The organism is Bacteroides sp. QWL-09 (assembly GCF_058683585.1).
The window spans coordinates 541,418-564,353 of record NZ_CM178748.1 but is presented as its reverse complement, the minus strand read 5'-3'; the positions used below and the strand labels follow the sequence as shown (position 1 = coordinate 564,353).

The following is a 22,936-nucleotide window of genomic DNA, read 5'->3' as shown; positions in this document are numbered from 1 at the left end:
GGATAATCAACTCTTATAGACGAACCTTGATCAGAATAGGATTTTGATCGAGCCCTAACCTCCCAAGCTTTTCGTTAAGCGATTGTTTATCAGCCTCACCAAGCACCGTCTCCATATGTTCCGCCACTGAAGCACTCTCTATAGGGATGATGAGTTCTTCGGAAGATTGTGGAAACAATTTCTGATCGGCCAGTTCAAAAGTAAATCCTTTTAAATGAAGATCCTCTCTTAAGGCTGAAGTCGTCTTGCAATGTTCCCCATCAACCCAAGCCATTGTTATCTTTTTATCATAGATAAAGGAAATTAAAAACTTATCATCTTTGGACATGAAGAGATTGATGCCATAAGCATAACGCGTTTTATGGAGTGTGGTAAAGAAATCCATAATATCCGTATAAGACTTGTCGAATATGGACTGAGGAATATTCTTTCCATCAAAATTCACATAATATTTAGGAACGGGAGGCTGTCCGGCAGAAAGCCCATAGACCGTATCGTTAAAGATCTCGTAAAAGTAAGATGGCTTATCCGATGAATTAGAGGTAAAAGAGTGATCGCTCATGACATGCAGATAAACACTTTTGCGAGTGTCAATGGGGAAATAATTCTCAACGATCTGTCCCGAGGATAAATCAATTCTTTTCAATCGGTCGTTATTCTGATCACTTTTCTCATTCCCGACATAAACCAACATCTGAGTCGCGTCATGATTTAACAACAAATGAGTCCCCCAGAAGGGCAGTTGATGTTTCTTCAACAATCTTCCATCAAGGTGATAATGATATAAAGATCGATTGTTTGGGCTCATGATCCACACAGAGCCATTCTTCTCAACTTGAAAATCGGTAATATTGAGATATTCATCCGGTCCTTGTCCCTGACGACAAAGACGATTTACATATTTCCCGGTAGCATCGAAAACAACAATCTTATCTTTATCACCGACATAAATGAAATCTCCGGATTGTACAATGCGAACAATCTGCCCCAATAAAATAGAGTCATTGGTTTGCAAAGGGATAAGATCAGTTTCCTGTGAAATTTCAGATAAGCTTAAAGAAGCTATATTCCCGGTCAATGAAAGATCGAGAACTTGAGGTTGACCGGCTGTTGATGATCCGGCAGTACACCCGGCTACGCATAAACCGATTAAAAGAATAGAAGCTATAACCTCAAAATGTCCGACTATTGTTTTCATTTTTCAGTATTGATATTAAAGTATAACAAGTTGTGTTTTTTACAAAAGAAAGAACAATAAAATTAAATGGCTATTTTTTTACGTTACTATAGCTGTCATTAACTTTTATTGCATAAGGAAAATGTTATCTAACATTATATTTACGAAAACAAGCCTCTCTTGATCGGCTTAAACACACAGATCAAGAAAGACTTGTTAAAGTCTGAAATGGTAATTAACCACATCGGAAGACAGTAGCCTTCTCAGGAGAGATCGCAAACCAAAGGACGATCTCGTCCTAAACCATTAATCTATAAATAAACTATTTTAATCAGCGTTATAGAAGATAGAAGAAGAATAGCCAGAATCTCGGCATAAAGATTAATTCGTACAGCTATTTTCATATCTGTAAAAGTAAAGTCGCGAGCATGCTCACCAATATACGGTTTGTAGACCCACTCTCCAAAGTAAAGATGTTCCCCGCCGAAACGAGCGTTTAAGATCGCCGCCAAGGCTGCTTCGGGATAACCGGAGTTGGGGCTGCTATGTGCCGAGCCATAACGTATTACGAAAGGAAGCCGGTCTATTCGTCCGGCGACAATCAACATCAGCAAGGCTGTGATACGCGCCGGGATATAATTCGCCACATCATCTAGACGCGCAGCAAATCGACCAAAATAGAGATAGCGAGCATTCTTATAACCAATCATCGAGTCGAGCGTGTTGATCATCTTATAAGCCAACATACCCTCCACGCCACATACGGCCCACCAAAATAATGGGGCAATCACGCCATCGCTTAAATTTTCGGCTAGCGTTTCCAAGGCGGCTGTGCGTACCTCTTGAGCCGTGAGTTCTGAAGTGTCGCGGCCAACGATACGCCCCACTTGCCGACGCCCTTCATCCAACGAACGTTCGACCGCCTCAAAGACCATCCGCACTTCGCGAATTAACGTCTTACCCGAAAGAGAGGTAAAAACAAAGAAGCCTCCCACAAACACATAGAGGTAAGGCGACCAACCTTGCAGAACCTCAAACAAGTATCGGAAACCCATAAAGACTCCACCTACTAAACAGAGCGTGAGCAGAGCACCTCTCCAGAATCGGAAGCGACCTTTATTGAGACGTTTCTCACCCCAAGCGATCAGTTTTCCATAGCCAACAATCGGATGAGGCATTTGAATCGGATCACCGAACAGTCGGTCGCCCGCCCATCCCAACAGTAAAACGCCGAGGCTGATTAAGAAGCTATCCATTGTGCGATCGATTGAATGAGACGTTGATTTTCTTCGGGCGACTGAGTGGCTACACGAAAGAAAGCCTCATCTAGTCCCTCAAAGTTCGAAGCATCACGAATCAAGATACCGTGATGCTCGACCAAATAGTGTTTTAGCGCAGAAGCTTTACCACACCGCAACCGGCACAACAAGATGTGCGTGTCGGACGGCCACACGTCGATAAGGCCCAATTCTTCGAGCCCCGCTCTCAACCGAGCGGTTTCTTCCAAGTAAGCAGATAGATCGAACGTGTAAGGCGTATGGAGCAAGAAGTGCCCCGCCACAATCGCCAGGTTGTTAACCGACCATGGCATACGTTGTCGACGGATGCTCTCGATCAGCGAAGACGAAGCAGTGAGGTATCCTAAACGGATACCTGCAATCTTGTATTGTTTAGTCATGGAGTGCAACAAGATCACGTTGGGACATGCCGCAGCTTCACCGGCCCCCAACAACGGCTGTAGAGTGAAAGCCTCATACGACTGGTCGACTATAAATAAGGTCTTAGGTCGTTCTTCGATCAGTCGGATTAAAGTCGCCTTATCGTACACTCCACCTGTCGGGTTATTCGGATTACACAGCCAACACATCTCAGCATCCAAGGGCAAGTCGGCTAGGTGGTAAATCGATTGCACACGATGACGATGAAGTAAACAAGCATCGCCATATTCACTAAATGTAGGGTGCACGATAACCGAGTAGGACTGCGCAAAAGCCTGAGCAATGAGATAGATGGCCTCTGTAGCCCCATTCGTCACACACACCTCATTCGCTTCGAGTCCGACGTTCTGAGCCACCGCTTTCTGTAACGACTCCGCTTCGGGTTGAGGATAGAAATCAATAAAATCGAGATGATCGGCCAGATAACGTTTCAACGAGCCATTATCGAGCTTTGCATACACATTCGAGCTAAAATTACTGACGATAGGCCGACTGAAGCAGTGGGTATCGTCACCATGTCCATTAATCATTGGTCTGTATAATCTGATAAATCAGCTCCATGTTGACATGTTGTCGCACATGGGCTGCGAGTTTTTCGTATTGTTCTTCTTTAAATGCTTCGTAATCGAACGATTTCCGTTCTTCGATCTGCTCTGCAAAAGGCTCGAGAAGATAGTCGATCACAACAGCATTGTCGAGTATGCCGTGAATATAGGTTCCGAAACACGAACGACTAGCCCTATAACCTTCTGTCGTGCCATCTTCCATTACGTTAAGAGGCTCCACTTGCGCACCATCGAGCAAGGTCGTTCGTCCTTGATGAATCTCATACCCTTTACAGAGCGCCTCCTTGCCTTTCAGCCGGAACGTCACCTGTTCGGTTATTTTATCCCCCGTCATCGTGGTGGTCGTGGGCAACAATCCCAAACCGGGCAAGCGTTCCACTTCTCCTTCTTGATGATCGGGATCGCAAACCTCAACCCCCATCATTTGATAGCCACCACAGATTCCCATCACCGTCTTTCCATGCCGATGCGCGGCAATGATCGCTTGTGCCACTCCGTTACGGCGCAATTCATACAAATCGTCGATCGTACTCTTGCTCCCCGGAATAATTATAATATCTGCCTTTTCGATCTCATCGGTGTTGTTCGTAAAGAAGAGATGCACCCGTGGATCGTGTTCGAGGCAGTTGAAATCGGTAAAGTTCGAAAGGTGGCGAAGCAACACAACAGCCACATTCACTTTACCGCTATTGGCTTTTATGTTTTTGGTTTGTAAGGCCACCGAGTCCTCTTCCTCAATCATGATATCTTTATAGTAAGGCACAACCCCGACAACGGGAACGCCACACAACTTCTCGATCATCTCCACACCCGACTGAAACAAGCGGATGTCTCCTCGGAACTTATTGATCAAGATACCTTTCAGATGTCGACGTTCTTCTTCGGTCATCAAGAGCACCGAACCATAAACACTGGCAAAGACGCCTCCCCGATCGATATCGGCCACCAAGATCACATCAGCTCCGGCATGAATAGCCATCGGCATATTCACCAAGTCGACTTCCCGAAGATTGATCTCCGAGACACTGCCGGCTCCCTCCAGTACGATCGGGTTGTATCGTTCAGCCAAGCGATCGAAAGCCTGATTCACCTCCCGACGAAGGGCTTCACGTCCCTCCTTACGGAAATATTCATAAGCACTCCGATTGCCCACAGGTTTACCATGGAGCACGACTTGCGTGTTCATATCGGAAGTCGGTTTAAGCAGTAGCGGATTCATATCGGTGTGACAGGGAACACCTGCTGCTTCGGCTTGTACAGCTTGCGCACGACCGATCTCGAAGCCTTCGGGAGTCGCGTACGAGTTTAACGCCATATTTTGAGCCTTAAATGGTGCGGGACGATAGCCGTCTTGCAAGAACATGCGACAAAAGGCACTCACAATAATGCTTTTACCCACGTCACTTCCCGTTCCCACAAACATTAAAGGACGAAGAGGTTTAGAATGATTCATGTTTTTCTCAATTTTTGTCGGGCAAATATAACCCTTTTGCTTGTATTTCTGACCTATTATTTGCACTTTTGTCGATTATTACAAGCATCTGAAACCATCCATGAAGAAAATCATATTAATCACCGGAGGAGCACGCTCGGGCAAAAGTTCGTATGCCGAAAAGATGGCTCTGAGCCTTTCCACTCACCCGGTTTATCTGGCCACGGCACGAATTTGGGACGAAGAATTCCGACAACGGGTGCTTCGCCATCAACGAGATAGAGGCCCCGAATGGGAAAACATCGAAGAAGAAAAGGAGTTAAGTCGTCATCACCTCGCAGAGCGAGTGATCTTAATCGATTGCGTCACCCTATGGTGTACTAATTTTCTATTCGATAGTCAAGCCGACATCGATCCGCTCCTTGAAGAGATCAAGGCGGAATTCGACCGCTTCACCGCTCAAGACGCCACATTCATCTTTGTGACCAACGAAATCGGATTGGGCGGAACATCCCCCAACGATCTTCAACGCAAATTCACCGACCTCGTCGGATGGGTGAATCAATACATTGCGGCCAAAGCAGACGACGTTTACTTCATGGTATCGGGACTTCCGATGAAACTCAAAGGTTAACCCATTAATTCTTAAATAAACATGACATTTCACATCAATCGCCCCGATGAGGCCATCATCCCTATACTCAGAGACAAGATCGACAATCTCACTAAACCAAAAGGATCGCTAGGAACGCTTGAAGAGCTAGCCTTACAAATTGGATGGATTCAACAAACGCTCTCGCCAACTTTACATCAACCGCATAACGTCCTCTTCGCTGCCGATCATGGCATTGTAGAAGAAGGGGTCAGCAAATCGCCTAAAGAGATCACTTGGCAACAAGTGTTGCACTTTCTCGAAGGAGGTGCGGGAGTCAACTTCTTATCTCACCAACATGGCTTTACACTCGACATCGTGGATGCCGGAGTGGACTACGATTTCGATCCGTCTCTTCGCATCATCGACAAGAAAGTCGCGAAAGGAACCCGCAACTACCTACATGAAGCGGCCATGAGTGAAGACGAGATGGATCTTTGTTTACAACGAGGAGCAGAAGTGGTCAGTACCGTCCACGCACAAGGGTGCAACGTGATCAGCTTTGGCGAGATGGGTATTGCCAACACCTCTTCCTCTTCGGTCTGGATGCATCTGTTTACGGGCCTTTCACTCGAACAGTGTGTAGGCGCCGGTAGCGGACTCGATCAAGCCGGAGTTTCTCACAAATTTAAAGTCTTGAAACGCGCCGTGGAGAACTATAAAGGTGATAGATCGGCACACGACATCATCCGTTATTTCGGAGGATTAGAGATGGTCATGGCTATTGGCGGTATGCTTCGTGCAGCAGAACTCGGTATGGTCATCATCATCGATGGATTTATCATGACCAACTGTCTATTGGCAGCGTCACGTCTCTACCCGAACGTCCTCTCGTATGCGATCTACGGACATCTAGGCGATGAAGTCGGCCACCGCTTAGTCTTGGACTATCTGCAAGCCAAGCCCCTACTCCAGCTCAACCTCCGTTTGGGTGAAGGTACCGGAGCGATCTGTGCTTACCCGATCTTACAATCGGCTGTCCGTATGATCAATGAGATGGATAGTTTTCATAAAGCCTCAGTTACTAAATATTTTGTATAATGAATAAACTTCTAGCGGCATTCATCTTCTTTACCCGCCTCCCTTTTTGGCGAATAAAGGAGGTCCCTGCCGACTGTTTCAAAACAGTGGTCAACTACTGGCCACTTGCCGGATGGCTCACCGGAGGAACCATGGCGGCAACCTATTGGCTGACTAGCCATCTCTTTCCGCAACCGTTTCCCATCCTATTGGCTATCGGCGCAAGAGTCATCCTCACCGGTGCCCTTCATGAAGATGGGCTAGCCGATTTCTTCGACGGATTTGGCGGAGGAAAGAACCGTCAGCAGACGTTGGCCATCATGAAAGACTCGTTCATCGGAAGTTACGGTGTGATAGGTTTGATCGGTTATTTCCTTTTGCTCTATACCTCGATGCAGTATCTGTTGTCGCAATACCTATCGGCAGCACACCTCCCCTTCCTCATGATAGCGGGAGATGCTTGGAGTAAGTTCTCAGCTGCTCAACTGATCAACCGACTCCCTTACGCCCGAAAAGAGGAAGAGAGCAAAGCCAAAGTGATCTATAATCGAATGACACCGTTGATCTTCGTTCGTGCATTCGTCTTCGGTGCCCTTCCACTCCTATTTGTCCCGAGTGCATATCTATGGGCATTCCTTGCTCCACCAATCACATTCTATCTACTAAGTAGTTGGATGAAGAAACGCCTACAAGGTTACACCGGCGATTGCTGTGGGGCGACCTTTCTCCTTTGTGAGCTGAGTTTTTACCTCACTCTGATTAGTCTGATCTTTATAGTGCACCAATCTGTTATAATATAGAATGAATTTATAGTATAAACAGAGTTCATAGTCTAGAATAAATTTATAGTCCAATTACACCATTATGATTCTAACCCTAATTCGCCATACAGCCGTTGATGTCCCTCAAGGCACATGCTACGGTTTTACCGACGTTCCACTCAAATCGACCTTCATCGAAGAGGCGGCACAAACAGCCCGCCACCTCGAAGGAAAAACATTCGATAGAGTCTTTAGCAGTCCACTGAGCCGAGCCAAGCGCTTGGCTGCCTATTGCGGATACGCCGAACCGACCACCGACGACCGGCTGAAAGAGATTAACTTCGGAGATTGGGAGATGAAGCGTTTCGATGAGATCACTGACCCGCGTCTGCAAAAATGGTATAACGACTATATTCATGTTCGCGCCACGAATGGAGAGAGTTTTATCGATCAATATGAACGAGTGAGTGCTTTTATAGACGAATTGAAGCAATCGGATGATCAACAAGTCGCCATCTTTGCTCATGGTGGCGTATTGATCTGCGCACAAATCTATGCGGGAGTGATCACTCAAGATGAGGCTTTCTCTAAACTTACCCCATACGGCGGGGTGATTCATATTGAGATCTGAATCGAAGAGGAATATGTATTCTATACTTACAACAATATAAAAAGCATTTGCTGAGGTGCGGTCGTTGTAGAATTGTAGTACGGTCGTTATGACGCTGGAGTGCGGTGGTTGTGGCGCTGGAATACGGTGCTTGTGGCACTGGAGTACGGTGCTTTTTTCATCCGCCGGAAGTCATTCCTTTTATTCTTCATTCTTCTTTTTACTGCTTAACTGTTTAGCTACTTCAGAAAGAAACATTTTAAAATCTTAAAATTAAAGAGTCATCTCCTCCCTAAGAGTTTATTTATCGTTTATCCCACACATCTATCACTCTTTCACCCTAAAAGACGATAAATAAAGGGTTGTGAGCAAGTGTGGGATAAATAAATCGATCATTTATCCCACACTAAATCGTTTATCTCTCACCATCCCTCATTAACCTAACAAATAGTTGCCTTTTGGAGTTGTCTTTCCACTATTTTAATGAAAGATTGATCATTTACACCATCAAACTGATTAGGTAGAAATAGTGCAATGCCATAGAAAAATAGCGCAATGCAATATTAGTATGGCGCAATGCCGTAGCAAAATAGCACAATGTGATAAGAAAATGGCGCAATGCAATAAACAACAGTATAGCCTAAGTATGAAGTAATGTTAGGATAAGTGTATAATGGATACGAAGTGAGTGTGGGATGAGTGTAGGATGAGTGTAGGATGAGTGTGGGATAACCTGTCACATTTACTTATCTCTCACCCTCTCCAAGTCTCTTATTAATGGGTATTTATGAAAATTTAGTGTAGGAGGTGTGAGATAAATGATCTTTTTAATTCATAGGAGGAGAAATTTACACTCCCGTTCCCCACTTCGCCTCACAAAAAAGGCCCCTTCCCAACTCTCACTCGAGTTTAGGAAGAGACCTTTTATTAATTATGCTAACTCCGATTAGTCAATGATTAATAATTAATTAATCGAAGCTGTTAGCTGTCAGTTATTAGCTGTTAGCTGTCAGTCATTAGTTATTCAATTCCGGATTGGCTTCAATCGCTTCTTGAGGAATCAATAAGGTATATCGTTTGTCATCTTGATCCAACACAAACGTTTCACCTTTCAAGACCTTTTCAAGACGTGGACGTGTGGTACGACGAAGATCGAACCAACGATGACCTTCAAAAGCCAATTCACGCTCACGTTCGTTCAATACCTCTTGAATAAGATCGGCTTTGTTCATGGCGTTGACTGCTGCAGAACGAGCGGCAAAGCTCTCGGGGGTATAACGCTTTTGCATCAAGCCCAACAAAAGAGATTTTGCTTTAGGAAGCTGATCTAGGTTTGCTGCAGATTCAGCGGCTGTAAGATACAACTCACCCACACGGAACGAGCAACGGAAATCATCCATTCCGGCTTTTTGCGCATGACGATCACCTTTCTTATCAGGAGCTTTGAAATAAGCATCACGACGTAAGTCACCTTCGGCATAACAACCCAATAAATGAGCCGAAGCACAAGCTGCTTGATTATAGTTATTCGTCATTGCTAATTCTAAGGCAGTGATGGTCTCAACCGATTGATAATGGTTGGGTAGTTTATAACCTTCGGCATTGAAATCTTCCAACGTGTTCTTTACCGTCATCACCGCTTCAGCCGCTTTTAAGGCTTTTTCCCAATCGCCCATGTAAAGATAAACACGTGCACGAAGAGCTTGTACCGACAACTTGGTAAAACGATAAGAATATTTCGTTTCCCAGCTCTCTTTGTTGATCAACGCTTCTGCAGCATCAATATCGGCCAATACTGCCGCAAACACTTCACGAACCGTATTGCGCTTCAAAACGCCGTTGATATCACTATTCAGCTTCAACGGTACAGCTTTACTATCCAATGCGCCGGGACGAGTATAAGGTTGTCCGTAAAGATTGGCCAAATTGAAGTGCATATAGGCACGAAGCAGATAACACTCCCCGATCAATTGGTTGATCTCATCAGCCGACCCTTCGGTAATCTCAGTACGCTTTTCGATCGTATAGTTAGCGGTAAACATCACGGTATAGAAATTCTTCCATTCAAATGAAGTCGTCTCACCACGAGCACTGTAATCATCCCAACGTTCGATCTTTCCATAACGGTTAAGTTCCCAACTATCATTTTTAATATACATCTCATCCGAACGGAAACACGCCATTCCCGTTACATCCGGAACTGTATTGTAAGCCGTTGATAGCAATGCTCGATATTCAGTCAATGTGGTCGGAATAACCATACCTGTCGGTTTAATGTCGAGCATATCGCAAGAAGCCAAGAGGAATATGGTACTGATCAATAAAATTAATTTCTTTTTCATCATCTGTATGCTATAAGATTAGAAATTCAAGTTCAAACTCAAAGTAACGGACTTCGGTAGAGGCGCAGCATACGGATTAGACATATTCTCCGGATCCATGAAGTTCTTATAATCAGAACTGATCACAAAGAGGTTACGTCCTTCCAAAGCCACGGTTCCCGAAGAGAGACCAAGGAAACGGTTGACACTGCTAGGCAACGTGTAAGCCAAACGGATGTTTTGCAAACGCACATAGTTCAAGTCCTTAATCCAGATATCTAGATTACGATAAATATCTCCTTGATTAGAATACCATACATATTCATCTAATCTCATATCTTGACTCAACAATACCGGGAACTTTGTATTTGTATTCTCTGGCGTCCAACGATCTAAGATGTCCCGGTTAGAGTTACGTCCTTTGTCAAAGTCGACAATCGAATAAGTTGGACGAGTACGTACCTTACCACCAAAATCGAAGCTAAAGTTAATACCCAATTCAAAGGCCTTATAAGTAAAGGTATTGTTAAAACCTCCGGCATAAGGACAATCGGCCGTACCCACATAGGTGTAAAGTTCACGACGTTCTTTAGGTGTTAAATCGGTCGCACCGAATCCCCATTCTTGAAGTTTAAAGAATTCCATTGCAGAAACTTCTTTGCCTTCTTTGTTGACAAACTGAGGATATCCTTCAGCATCGAGACTTCCTGTTTTCAAGGCAAACAATGCTCCTACCGGATAGCCTTCACGTCCCGGATAGATGGCATCTTCACGAATCGCTTCTTTCAATACGGTATTCTTGTTATAAGCAAAGTTAAAGTTCGTTGTCCACATAAATTCTTTGGTGTGAACGTTGCGTGTCGTTAACGCCACTTCAACACCTTCGTTTCTCAAGCTGGCCCAGTTGATACTCGACGATTCGAATCCAGTTTCAAGAGGCAACATCTGAATACCGATCAAATCGACTCCTTTACGATAATAATAATCGACGCTCAAATTAATGGCTTGATTCAATACCGCAAAGTCGAATCCGGCATTCACCGAATGCGTCTTTTCCCAACGCAATTTGTCGTTTGGAGCACTGTTAGGAACAATCATATGTTCGCTACCTCCAGGTAATATATTCTCGATGCGGTATCGTCCCAATAAGAAAGGAGAGGTATTCTTGTCAATGTTACCTTGCAAACCGTAAGATAAACGGAAAACCAAATTGTCTACCCATTTCACATCTTTCATGAATGGTTCTTGAGAAGTACGCCACAATCCACTCACGGAGTAAAGAGGTAAATAACGGTATTTTTCATCTACACCAAATAGGTCGGATCCATCGAAACGGATACTTCCGCCAAAGGTATATCTATTGAGTAAAGAGTAAGAGAACGTAGAGAAAGCAGAAACATAAGCATTCTCAACAAAACCCTTCGTATGTAAAGGGAATGCTTTACTTTCTTCCGGGAAGATAATCGGTTTAGTCGTCAAAGTGGTCCGATCGAAACCATAACCTACACTGTAAAGCTTCTCCGACCAAGTGCGACGAAGTTCGGTACCCGCCATGATTTCAAACTCATGAACGTTGTTATAGTTCGCACGATATTCTCCTAAAGCTTTCCAAGTGATTTGCGAATCAGAGTTTTCGTTGGCCTTGTGGAATCCACCATCCGGCAAGTAAGTGACTCCGTTCTGACGGTGATTCGTGCGTTCTAAACGCATCGCATACGTCTCAGCATCGGCAATACGTTCAATCGACTGTTGATCTAATTGCAAACCTAATTGTGAAGTGATCTTGAATTGATCGTTGAAACGTAATTCAGCGTCGAAGATCGAAGAGACTCCATTAATCGTGGTCTGATTCGTTGTGTTTCGGCGTTCTTCAAAGGGGTTAAATCCAAAATCGGTATTGCTATCGTTTTGAATATCGATATCGTACAAATATTTGCCATCTTCATCGAATGGACGGAAATAAGGATTCGCCAAATAAGAATAGATCATCGGATTGGTCCAACCATCACTATCCGGCAAGTAAGTGGAGTTCTTACGACGGTTAGCAAACAAAGAAGCTCCAATTTTTAAGAGCTTATTCACTTGATAAGAGGTCTTCATGACCATATTGAAACGTTCGGCTGAGACGTTAGGAATGTTACCATTCTCTTTCATATAACCAACCGACGTGTAATAAGTGGCCTTTTCTCCTCCACCGGATACAGAAAGGTTATATTCTTGCGTAAATGCATCGCGAAACAGAATATCGCTCCAATCAGTGTTTGTCTGACGTAAATTGTTCAGTCTTGATTTAGCTTCATCAGAAAGTGCATCAAATCCTCCGTTCTTAAAGGCATCCAGCTGGTTTAAGCCGGAGATCACGCGATAAACTTCTCCCTTCTCTGCACGATAAGGATAACCTGTTTTCAATAAATCTAACTCCAAACCAACTTTCTCATCACTATTCAACAAGTTCAAACGATCGAGATTATACTTTGGCGAATAAGTCAACTTTGTTGAGAAGTTAATCACCGGCTTGCCGGCTTTACCTTTCTTTGTAGTAATGACAATAACCCCGTTCGCAGCTCTAGCTCCATAAATGGCCGTTGCAGCAGCATCTTTAAGCACGGTGATGTTATCAATATCGGAAGGATTCAAACCGGCAATAGCCGTCTGACCGATGTTATCAATGTCTTTCAGTGTCTCCATATTCGGGATATTGGTCCCTTCCAAAGGAATACCATCCAACACCCATAATGGATCTTGAGTACCGTTCAAGGAAGCCGTACCACGGATTCTAATCTTGGCCGGTGCACCCGGTGTTCCCGAAAGATTGCTCACGCGAAGACCGGCTATTTGTCCGTTCAATGCTTGATCGACACTCTTTACCGCACCAATCATCTGGTCGGAAAGATCGATCTTAGAAACCGCTGCGGTCAACTTACGTCGTTCTACCGTTTGATAACCGGTGACAACGACAGCATCAAGCATTTGAGCCGAAGGTTTCATCACAATCTCATAGTGGGCCTTGCCTGAAATCAATTTCACTTCTTGGGCATCAAAACCGACATAACTACAGAAAACACGAGTCACTTGGTCGGGTATCGAAATCGTAAATTTTCCGTCAAGGTCGGTAATCACCCCTAATGAAGCTTGATTACTCCCGACTTTTTTCAAATCGCCAGAGCTCACATAAACAGAAGCACCAACCAAAGGTTGATTGTCTTCAGAGGAGAGTATCACTCCTCGTATCTGTTTGTTGGCAAAAGTCGTGGTTACCACTCCTAATAGGAGCAGCAAGATCAAAATTTGTCTTTTCATTCAATTCTATTAAATAATTAATACTTAGTGATTAAAAAAGAGATGCCCTTTCAGGCGATTATTTAAGACCTAACGCAGTATTAATGCGGAGGATCATATCCTTATAATGGTATTTCACGGCCACATCTGAAGTTCCCAAACGAGATTGCAACAATTCCTTGATACGCAACAACTCACCACGTTTGGCTGATATGGCATCAGAGATACGATTAAGTTGAGAACCATAAAAATTAAGTTCACGACGTGCTCCCATCCGATCAACATTTTCTGCAGCATGATGCGCATGATCACTACAACTGCAAAGTGGGAAAGTAGACTGAGCCAATAACGGATGTTCGGCATACAGTTTCTTATTGATCTTCACCCCTTCGCTCTCGGCAGCAGCCGTAATTAGAGCATCCACAAAATTCTTCTGCAAAGAACGAGTTAAGACATCAGGCAGTTGGTTACGCAAGGTCGTTGCAAAAATACTGCGATGTAATCCATCCATCAATTCAACCGTTGTAAAGGCTTTCTTCCCGTTGACCGATTCATTCTCAATCATTCTCATTAAACGATTATTCGACAATAAATCCCATAAGATGAACGATTGAGCATTCTTTAGAACTAAAGTCGGTGCATTCTCTACTACGCCAAGTGGAGTGTTACGAAGTAAATAAGTATATTCACTCACTTCTGTATCGAATAACCATTTCGGGTAGGTCAACACCTCATCAATCAAGAACTTCAACGCCGCTTGTTGACGTTCCTTCTCAACGAAAGTGAAAGTTTTCTGTCCGTCACCTACAGTTGTATTTTCTAGATAAATACCTCCAACATTGGCCAAAACGTGGTATAGATAGTTGTTCCATTGATTAATCACAGCATAATACAACCGAGAAGCTTCCTCGTAAGTCTGTCCCTTCTCACCGGTAGTGGTCCACTTGATGATCTCCGGCATGATACGTTTTAGGTTCGCAATACCCAACTGTGATGAACGTATTCCATCGTCACCTAAATCTTCATTTTGTGCGCGTGGGTCGACCGCATCACGCACGTCCTGCGCTTCACTATATTTATAAAGGCGTGAGTTGTGTTTCTCCAACAACGCATACAATTTATCCTTTTCGGCTTTCGGTGTTTGTTCACCATACCAGCGATAGCCATATTCAATCGCAAAGATATCATACGGACCGATATGAGGAGAGAGTGCTGTCACCCCATCACCTGGTTGTGCTACATAGTTAAAACGGGCATAATCCATGATTGATGATGAAGTGGTATTCATCTTATCCGTGAAGGTCTTAGAACGTAAAGAGTCAGTAGGGAAAGCCCATGATGCAATCATGTTATGACGAAGTCCCAATGAATGTCCCACTTCATGACAAGCGACAAAACGCATCGCATCCCCCATCATCTCATCCGGAATATTAATTCCACGAGCCTCCGGACGAATCACTCCGGTCTGAACCGTAATCCATTCTTTCAGCATGCTCAACACATTGTGCCACCACATGATATCTGCTTCTAAGATTTCACCGGAACGTGGGTCGGTGATAGAAGGACCCATCGCGTTAGCCTTAACAGAAGCCGCATAAGTTAGCACAGAGTAGTTTACGTCGTCCAGATCAACATTCATCGAATCGGTTAGTTCTTTAGCTACAATGGCGTTTTTAAAACCGGTACGTTCAAAGGCGACTTGCCAATCTTCAATACCTTGTTTAATATATTTCCTCCAACGGTATGGCGTTGAATTTTCAATATAGAATACAATAGGTTTTGCCGGCTCAACTAATTCCCCACGCAAATAACGCTCACGATCCTCGGGTTTTGGTTCCAAACGCCAGCGAGTAATCAATTGATCCTTTTCGACCCGTTGCTGACCATCGCTATAACTAAGCAACGGATTAGTGAAGTAGCCCACGCGAGGATTATCCAAACGACCCATCATAGGCGTTTCAGGCAAAAGCAAAATAGACGAACTCACCTCAACCGTTACATGAATGGTGGTTGTTCCTTCAGTCACCTTTGTGGTCAATTCCGACTGTGCAACCACATTATTCGAGAATGATTTGACCGACAAAATACGAGACAAATTCTTAATGGCAGAGGTCCCCAAATTGATATTGGTAAAGACATTGTTGATGCTCGTCTCCGTGCCGTCGTAGATATCGTTCACTTTGATCACAGCTGTTGTCGAATCATTATTATAAGCTTCAACTTTAAAACCGGCAATCAGAGGAGAGATATAGTTATCGTACACGGAACGTGAGATAGCATCTTGTGCCGGAGCCAATGGCAACGGTCTACCTTGGCGAACAAGTAATTTATCCGTTTTTTTATCCCACTCGAAACGGATCATCTGATTCTCATAATTTGTACCACGATTCACCCCAGCCTCATTCAATTCTGCAGGAACACGTGTCAATTTATTGACCACCAGCATATCTCGTCCAAGTAAAGACAATGGTATTTCAAAATAGAAATCGTTAGATTTACGATAAACATTAAACATTCCTTGATAAAGGAGATTTTCTTTATTTGCTAGTTTGTCGTAAACTTTTTGAGACTTAATGCTATCACTTACCTCTTTTTTCTTTTTCTTCTTAAACCAACTGAAATCCCCAGGGACAGCATTCCCAGCATATAGCAATGTATCAGCTTCACAAAGAAGAGTACCAGCCACCGCAGTTGTAAGTAAAATGTGTTTGAATCTCATTTTATTATCTTGTGTTATCGATTATTTTACAGTAATTTAAAATTCAAAGTTGCAAATATAATAAAAGTAAAACCAAAAATGTGCTATAAAACATAAAAAGGTTGTCATATTAACAAATAAAACGAATATTTCTTGTATTTAGATACAATGAAGTCGTTCTAAAATAATCAATCTGTCAAAAAAATACATTAATCCTATAAAATCATATCATCTATTCTTTAACAATCTATCAATCAAATACAAAATGACATCCAAATATACATTTGCATTTACAGGCCCATATCACCTCCCTCTGAGAGCAAGAAAGAGTATACACAAACCTTATTAAACAAGTCATAGGAACTTATTCCACCTCATTCAACAATCACCATTTTCCACCAAAGCCATTCAATAATCTTAAAGGCTAAAAGCGAACAAACTGATAAAAAAAAGTATCTTTGTGTCATTAAAGTAAAAATCATTTATGGAACTTCTAGTCTACAAGGCCTCAGCCGGCTCGGGTAAAACATTTACTCTGGCAGTCGAATATATCAAACTGCTCATTAACAATCCCAAAGCCTACCGACAGATTTTAGCCGTTACTTTCACCAATAAAGCAACAGCCGAAATGAAAGAGCGCATACTCAGTCAGCTACACGGCATTTCTATAAATGATAAAGCATCGGAAGCCTATATCGGTAAGATCAAAGAAGACACGGGAAAATCGGAAGAAGAGATTCGTCAATCGGCGCATACCGCGCTAACTAACATCTTACACGATTACAGTCGGTTTCGTGTAGAAACTATCGACTCCTTCTTTCAGACTGTCATGCGAAATCTAGCTCGTGAATTAGAGCTCAGTCCGAATCTAAATATAGAGTTGGACAATGTGCAGGTCTTGAGTGATGCCGTAGACAGTATGATCGAAAAGCTCAATACCTCATCTCCTGTTTTAGGATGGCTCCTCGACTACATCAACGACCGTATCGCGGAAGATAAACGTTGGAATGTATCCGATGAAGTGAAAAATTTTAGCCGCAACATCTTCGATGAAGGTTATATCGAAAAAGGAGAAGGGTTACGTGAGCAGCTACACCAACCGGAAATCATTCCGAATTACCGCAAGGAATTGAAGTCGATCGAGAAAGCCGCATTACAGCAAATGGTTGACTTTGCCGAGAAGTTTGAGAACGAACTTGACGGTCACGCTCTACAACCCGACGATCTTAAAAGCGGGAGCAGAGGCATAGGAAGTTACTTTCGGAAACTAAAAGTCGGTGATCTAAGCGATAAGATCAGAAACGCCACGGTCGATAAATGCCTCGACAATGCCGAAAACTGGACGACCAAAACCTCTACACGCAAGAACGAGATTATCGATTTAGCAGAATCCAAGCTTATTCCGCTACTCGAAGATGCCGAGCGCTTTCGCACGAAAAACAATAAGATTGTCAACAGTTGCCGTCTATCATTGCAACACCTCGATAAAGTACAGTTACTAGCGAGCATAGATGAAGAAGTGCGTCTCATCAATAAAGCTCACAACCGCTTCTTGCTCTCAGACACCAATGCCCTACTTCATCATTTGGTGAAGGATGGCGATTCCTCCTTCGTATTCGAAAAGATTGGATCGAACATCAGCAATATCATGATTGATGAGTTTCAAGATACCAGTAAGATGCAATGGGACAACTTCAAACTTCTGCTATTGGAAGGTCTCTCGAAAGGAGAAAACAGTTTGATTGTAGGCGATGTAAAACAGTCCATTTATCGCTGGAGAAGTGGAGATTGGGGTATTCTAAACGGATTGAGACACCGCATCGGGCACTTCCCTATCATTGAAAAAACGTTGAAAACCAACCGCCGTAGCGAAACAAATATCATTCAATTCAACAATCAAATCTTCGCAGCGGTAGTCGACTACCTCAACGCCAAACACCGCGAAGAGCTTGGCGTAGAATGCGAAGAGTTGGTACGAGCCTACAATGACGTCGAACAAGAATCGCCCAAAACATCCCAACAAGGCTTTGTACAAGTTAGCTTTCTAGAACCGAACAACGAGCAGAACTATCAAGAGCAAACCTTGGAAGCTTTAGGTCAGGAAGTCACCACCTTGATCGAGTCGGGCATCAAACTCAACGACATTGCTATTCTAGTGCGAAAAAACAAAAACATCCCTCCCATTGCCGATTACTTCGACAAGGTGATGCACTACAAAGTCGTATCGGACGAAGCTTTCCGCCTCGACGCATCGGTGGCTGTGAACCTCATCATCAACGCCTTAGAGTACCTGTCCAATACAGAAAATCGATCTTCACAAGCCAAATTGGTTTTCAATTATCACCAAGATGTCCTTCAGAAGGAAACAAACTGGGGAGATTTACTTTTAGAAAGAGACTTAAATCGGTTCCTTCCCGAACCGTTCATCGCCGATCAGGAACGACTCAAACTCATGCCGCTCTATGAGTTGATAGAAACGTTGTTCAATCTGTTCGATCTTCAACAAGTGAAGTCTCAGGAAGCTTATCTTTTTGCCTTTTTCGATGCTATCACTAATTATTTGGATAGCCACTCCTCATCCATCGATGATTTCTTAACCTATTGGAACGAGACACTGTATAGTAAAACCGTTCCAAGTGGAGAAATAGAAGGCATCAGAATCTTCTCCATCCACAAATCGAAAGGATTGGAATTTCACACCGTACTCCTGCCATTCTGTGATTGGAAATTGGAGAATGAGACCAATAATCAGTTGGTTTGGTGTGTACCCGAAGACCAACCATTCAGTGATCTGGAAATCCTCCCGATCAACTACTCCTCAAAGATGGCCGAGTCGATCTATCGTAAGCCCTATCTCAACGAACGCCTTCAACTTTGGGTCGATAATCTAAACCTGCTTTACGTCGCGTTTACCCGTGCCGGAAAGAATCTGATCGTCTGGAGTAAAGCCAATCAAAACGGCACAATGTCCGAACTCCTATCCGCAGCGCTCCCGATGATCTGCCGAGAAGAAAAAAGCGATTGGGATGGACAATGCTATCAAACGGGAAAATTATGCCCTTCGGAGGAGAAAAAAGAACAACGCTCCAACAACCGACTCACCACAATTCCCAAGAAGCGAGAGATTACGATGGAATCTATTTTCCCGACGATCGAGTTTCAACAGTCTAACCGTTCGGCCGATTTTATCAAGGGAATCAGTGAAGAAGAGTCCGATCGTCGACTGATCAATCGCGGTCAGCTCCTCCATACGCTTTTCTCGGCCATCGACACCGAAGAAGATATTGAATCGGCTATCGAGCAACTCTTATTCGAAGGGGTGATCCGTTCGAAAGAAGAAGAGAACGATTTGCGACAGGTGGTCGAGAAAGCTTTCGCCCAACCTCACATCAAAGAGTGGTATTCGGGGAAGTGGCAACTGTTTAATGAATGTGCCATTATCTATAAAAAAAACGGCATGCTCGAAACCCGCCGACCGGACCGTGTCATGATGAACGGTAGCGAAGTGATCGTGGTCGATTTTAAATTTGGTAAACCCAACAAGAAACATAGCCAACAAGTCAAAGGATATATCGAGCTGTTGGCACAAATGAACTATAGCCATATTACCGGCTATTTATGGTATGTAGATGAAGAACGGATAGAAAAAGTAGTATGAAAACATTTTTAGAATGGGTCGCAGAAGACCTTTATAATAAGATAGGAAATGATCTGTCGACCGTCAGAATCGTTTTCCCCAATAAACGTGCCGGACTGTTTTTCAACGACCATCTGGCGGGACAGTCCGAACAGCCTATTTGGGCACCGGCTTGTTTGAGCATCAGCGAACTTTTTCGCCAATTCTCAAAATTAAAGGTTGGCGATCCCATTGGCTTAATCTGCCAACTCTATACTATTTTTCGTGAAGAGACACAAAGCACGGAAACGTTAGACGACTTCTTCTTCTGGGGAGAATTATTAATCAACGACTTCGACGATGTCGATAAAAACTTAGTGAATGCCGATCAGTTATTCGACAATCTAAGTGCTCTTCGTGAACTGGCCGATACGCCCGATTTTCTCGATCAGGAACAAGAAGAGGCCATTCGTCAGTTCTTCGTCAACTTCTCGGTCGAACGCCGCACCGAACTAAAAGATCGCTTTATCTCTTTGTGGGAAAAGCTCGGAACCATCTATCATCGTTATAGAGCGTCGTTGGAGGAAAAAGGCATGGCCTACGAAGGGATGCTCTATCGTGATGCGGTGAGTCATATTAATGCGGAATCAGCTGAATCATTGGCCAATCACACCTATGTTTTCGTTGGGTTCAACGTACTCAACAAAGTCGAGCATCAACTCTTTAAACGTATCCAAGAATATGGCAAGGCGATGTTTTATTGGGACTACGACTCTTACTACACCCAATTCACCGAACAGAAACATGAAGCCGGAGAATTTATCAGGCGAAACCTTTCGGAATTCCCCAATGAACTACCGGAAGAGATCTTCCATAACTTCCATAAGCCTAAGACCATTCGATACATTTCTACTCCGACGGAGAATGCGCAAGCCCGCTTCCTTCCGGAATGGATACGCACCACCCTCTCGGGACCTGAGAAGGAAAACGCCATTGTGCTTTGCAACGAGGCTCTCCTACTTCCTGTGCTACACTCCATTCCCGATCAGATTGAAAACGTCAATATCACCATGGGATTTCCTTTAGCACAAACCCCTATTTATCAATTCATCAAATCGGTTGTCCATCTTCAAACCGCAGGCTACAAGACAGACGACGGACGTTATCAGTTCGATGCGGTCAGAGCCGTGCTTAAGCATCCTTACACCCAATTATTATCGGAGAAAGCCAAATCTCTGGAAAAGGAATTAACAGAGAAAAACCGATTCTATCCACTACCAAGTGAACTGAAAAGGGATGCCTTTCTAACCAAATTATTCACCCCAGTCAAGATCACAATAGTCGACCTCTGCAGTTACATCACCGATCTGTTAACAGATATTTCGGTGCTTTACCGATCGACTCCGGAGCAAGATGATATCTTCAATCAGCTCTATCGCGAAGCACTCTTCAAGAGCTACCTCACTGTCAACCGTCTCTCCTCATTGGCCGAAAACGGAGAGTTAGAGGTTCGCATCGATACCTTCAATCAGCTGCTCAACACGATCCTTTCAGGCATCAATATCCCCTTCCATGGAGAACCGGCTATCGGCCTGCAGATCATGGGAGTCTTAGAAACGCGTAATCTCGATTTCCGCAACCTCGTCATGCTATCACTCAACGAAGGGCTACTTCCTAAAGCAGGAGGCGACTCCTCGTTTGTGCCCTACAATCTCAGAAAAGCGTTTGGAATGACCACGATCGACCATAAAAATGCAGTTTATGCTTACTATTTTTATCGTTTGATCCAACGGGCTGAAAACATCACCTTGATGTATAACACCGCTTCCGACGGCTTGAATCGTGGTGAATGGTCGCGTTTCATGCTTCAACTCTTACTCGAGAGCCCTCATCAGATCCAACGGGAATATCTAGAAGCCGGACAATCGCCTCAAAACAAAGCAGAGATCAACATTAGAAAAAGTGACACCGTTCTTGAACGATTAAATCGAACCTATAACCATCTGGTTAACTCCAAAGCAAGTTTATTATCTCCGTCGGCACTTAACACCTACTTAGACTGTCGATTGAAGTTTTATTTCCATTACGTTGCCAACCTTAAAGCGCCGAATGAAGTGAGTGCAGAAATTGATTCCGCTCAGTTCGGTACGATCTTCCATCAAGCTGCCGAATGGCTTTACGACGAACTAACAGCACACAATAAGGTTGTAAATAAGGACGATTTGGAACGTCTATTGAAAGATCCGATGAAGTTAAGAAACTACGTTGATCGAGCCTTCAAAGAACATTTGTTCAAAGTACCTCAAAATGAAAAGCCCGAATATAATGGCATACAGTTCATCAACTCTGAGGTCATCTTGTCTTACTTGAAACAACTCATCAGAAACGACATCCGTTATGCGCCGTTCACCTTACACGGCATGGAAAAAAAAGTCGAAGAATGGACAACGATCCAGGTCGACGGCCAAACCATTCAGCTCAAATTGGGTGGAACAATCGACCGTATGGACATCAAAGACGGCATCTTACGAATCGTAGATTACAAGACTGGAGGTACGCCCAAGACACTAGCAAACTTAAACGACCTGTTTATTTCCTCAGAAAAAAGAGCAAATTACATCTTCCAGACTTTTTTGTATGCAGCGATTGTCTGCCGACAAGAATTTCTTAAAGTAGCTCCATCATTACTCTACATCCATCGTGCAGCAGCCGATGATTATTCTCCGGTCATTGAGATGGGGGAAGCTAGACAACCCAAGGTGCCGATTGACAATTTTGCCTTGATCGAAGATGAGTTTCGCGCTGAACTAGAAAAGCTATTGCAAGAGATCTTCGGTAAAGACGAGCTTTTCGATCAAACTCAAGAACTCAAGAAGTGCGAATATTGCGACTACAAAGGGATCTGCAAACGATAGCAAGATAGGTATAGTGGTCTAGTTAATTAAGGCATAACACTTTAATTAACTAGACCACTATACCTATCTTAAACGAGTACTGATGTATATTGATTATTTTAGCATTGAATATTAATCAATATGCAACAGCAAGAATTGAGGGATCTTATTTCTTTAAAAATTTTTAGTTCC

The 22,936-nt window shown here is 43.6% G+C and carries 13 protein-coding genes; 6 read left to right on the top strand and 7 right to left on the bottom strand.

Annotated features, from left to right (window positions below; translation table 11 throughout):
• Positions 1-13: 13 nt before the first annotated feature.
• From AC4PG5_RS02225 to AC4PG5_RS02210, 4 genes are all read right to left on the bottom strand, one after another.
• A complete protein-coding gene (locus AC4PG5_RS02225; protein ID WP_492029833.1) occupies positions 14-1,198 on the bottom strand; it encodes a DUF4934 domain-containing protein in 1,185 nt (394 codons plus the stop codon).
• A gap of 290 nt (positions 1,199-1,488) precedes the next feature.
• The gene (gene cbiB, locus AC4PG5_RS02220) at positions 1,489-2,433 is read right to left on the bottom strand and encodes an adenosylcobinamide-phosphate synthase CbiB (protein WP_492029832.1); all 945 of its coding nucleotides are present in this window, start codon (positions 2,431-2,433) and stop codon (positions 1,489-1,491) included.
• Positions 2,418-3,425 carry a threonine-phosphate decarboxylase gene (locus AC4PG5_RS02215; protein ID WP_492029831.1) on the bottom strand — a complete coding sequence of 336 codons (1,008 nt, stop codon included), beginning with the start codon at positions 3,423-3,425 and terminating at the stop codon, positions 2,418-2,420. Before AC4PG5_RS02215 ends, cbiB begins: the two co-directional genes overlap by 16 nt.
• Entirely contained in the window at positions 3,418-4,914 is a 1,497-nt protein-coding gene (locus tag AC4PG5_RS02210) for a cobyric acid synthase (RefSeq protein ID WP_492029830.1), read from the bottom strand. Before AC4PG5_RS02210 ends, AC4PG5_RS02215 begins: the two co-directional genes overlap by 8 nt.
• A 100-nt stretch (positions 4,915-5,014) precedes the next feature.
• Between AC4PG5_RS02210 and cobU the strand changes: the two genes are divergently transcribed.
• The 4 genes from cobU to cobC all read left to right on the top strand — a co-directional run bounded on the left by cobU (position 5,015) and on the right by cobC (position 7,957).
• Positions 5,015-5,527, top strand: a complete 513-nt coding sequence (cobU, locus tag AC4PG5_RS02205; RefSeq protein WP_492029829.1) for a bifunctional adenosylcobinamide kinase/adenosylcobinamide-phosphate guanylyltransferase — start codon at positions 5,015-5,017, stop codon at positions 5,525-5,527.
• Positions 5,528-5,548: 21 nt separating this feature from the next.
• The gene (cobT, locus tag AC4PG5_RS02200; protein WP_492029828.1) at positions 5,549-6,586 is read left to right on the top strand and encodes a nicotinate-nucleotide--dimethylbenzimidazole phosphoribosyltransferase; all 1,038 of its coding nucleotides are present in this window, start codon (positions 5,549-5,551) and stop codon (positions 6,584-6,586) included.
• Entirely contained in the window at positions 6,586-7,365 is a 780-nt protein-coding gene (locus AC4PG5_RS02195; RefSeq protein ID WP_492029827.1) for an adenosylcobinamide-GDP ribazoletransferase, read from the top strand. The genes cobT and AC4PG5_RS02195 overlap by 1 nt, the downstream gene beginning before the upstream one ends.
• 64 nt (positions 7,366-7,429) lie before the next feature.
• Entirely contained in the window at positions 7,430-7,957 is a 528-nt protein-coding gene (gene cobC / locus AC4PG5_RS02190; protein ID WP_492029826.1) for an alpha-ribazole phosphatase, read from the top strand.
• A gap of 995 nt (positions 7,958-8,952) precedes the next feature.
• Here the strand turns inward: cobC and AC4PG5_RS02185 are convergent.
• Genes AC4PG5_RS02185 through AC4PG5_RS02175 form a run of 3 tightly spaced genes read right to left on the bottom strand, consistent with a single transcriptional unit; the run spans position 8,953 to position 16,255 of the window.
• On the bottom strand, positions 8,953-10,278 hold the full coding sequence (locus AC4PG5_RS02185) for a RagB/SusD family nutrient uptake outer membrane protein (protein ID WP_492030666.1): 1,326 nt from the start codon (positions 10,276-10,278) through the stop codon (positions 8,953-8,955).
• 18 nt (positions 10,279-10,296) lie between these two features.
• Complete coding sequence (locus AC4PG5_RS02180; protein WP_492029825.1) at positions 10,297-13,557, bottom strand: SusC/RagA family TonB-linked outer membrane protein; 3,261 nt, start codon at positions 13,555-13,557, stop codon at positions 10,297-10,299.
• Between the two features lie 58 nt (positions 13,558-13,615).
• The gene (locus tag AC4PG5_RS02175; protein ID WP_492029824.1) at positions 13,616-16,255 is read right to left on the bottom strand and encodes a zinc-dependent metalloprotease; all 2,640 of its coding nucleotides are present in this window, start codon (positions 16,253-16,255) and stop codon (positions 13,616-13,618) included.
• 463 nt (positions 16,256-16,718) lie between these two features.
• On the opposite strand from AC4PG5_RS02175, the gene AC4PG5_RS02170 reads away from it, so the two are divergent.
• Both AC4PG5_RS02170 and AC4PG5_RS02165 read left to right on the top strand, forming a co-directional pair.
• A complete protein-coding gene (locus AC4PG5_RS02170; RefSeq protein WP_492029823.1) occupies positions 16,719-19,892 on the top strand; it encodes a UvrD-helicase domain-containing protein in 3,174 nt (1,057 codons plus the stop codon).
• Positions 19,889-22,765, top strand: a complete 2,877-nt coding sequence (locus AC4PG5_RS02165) for a PD-(D/E)XK nuclease family protein (RefSeq protein WP_492029822.1) — start codon at positions 19,889-19,891, stop codon at positions 22,763-22,765. The genes AC4PG5_RS02170 and AC4PG5_RS02165 overlap by 4 nt, the downstream gene beginning before the upstream one ends.
• Positions 22,766-22,936 lie beyond the last annotated feature (171 nt).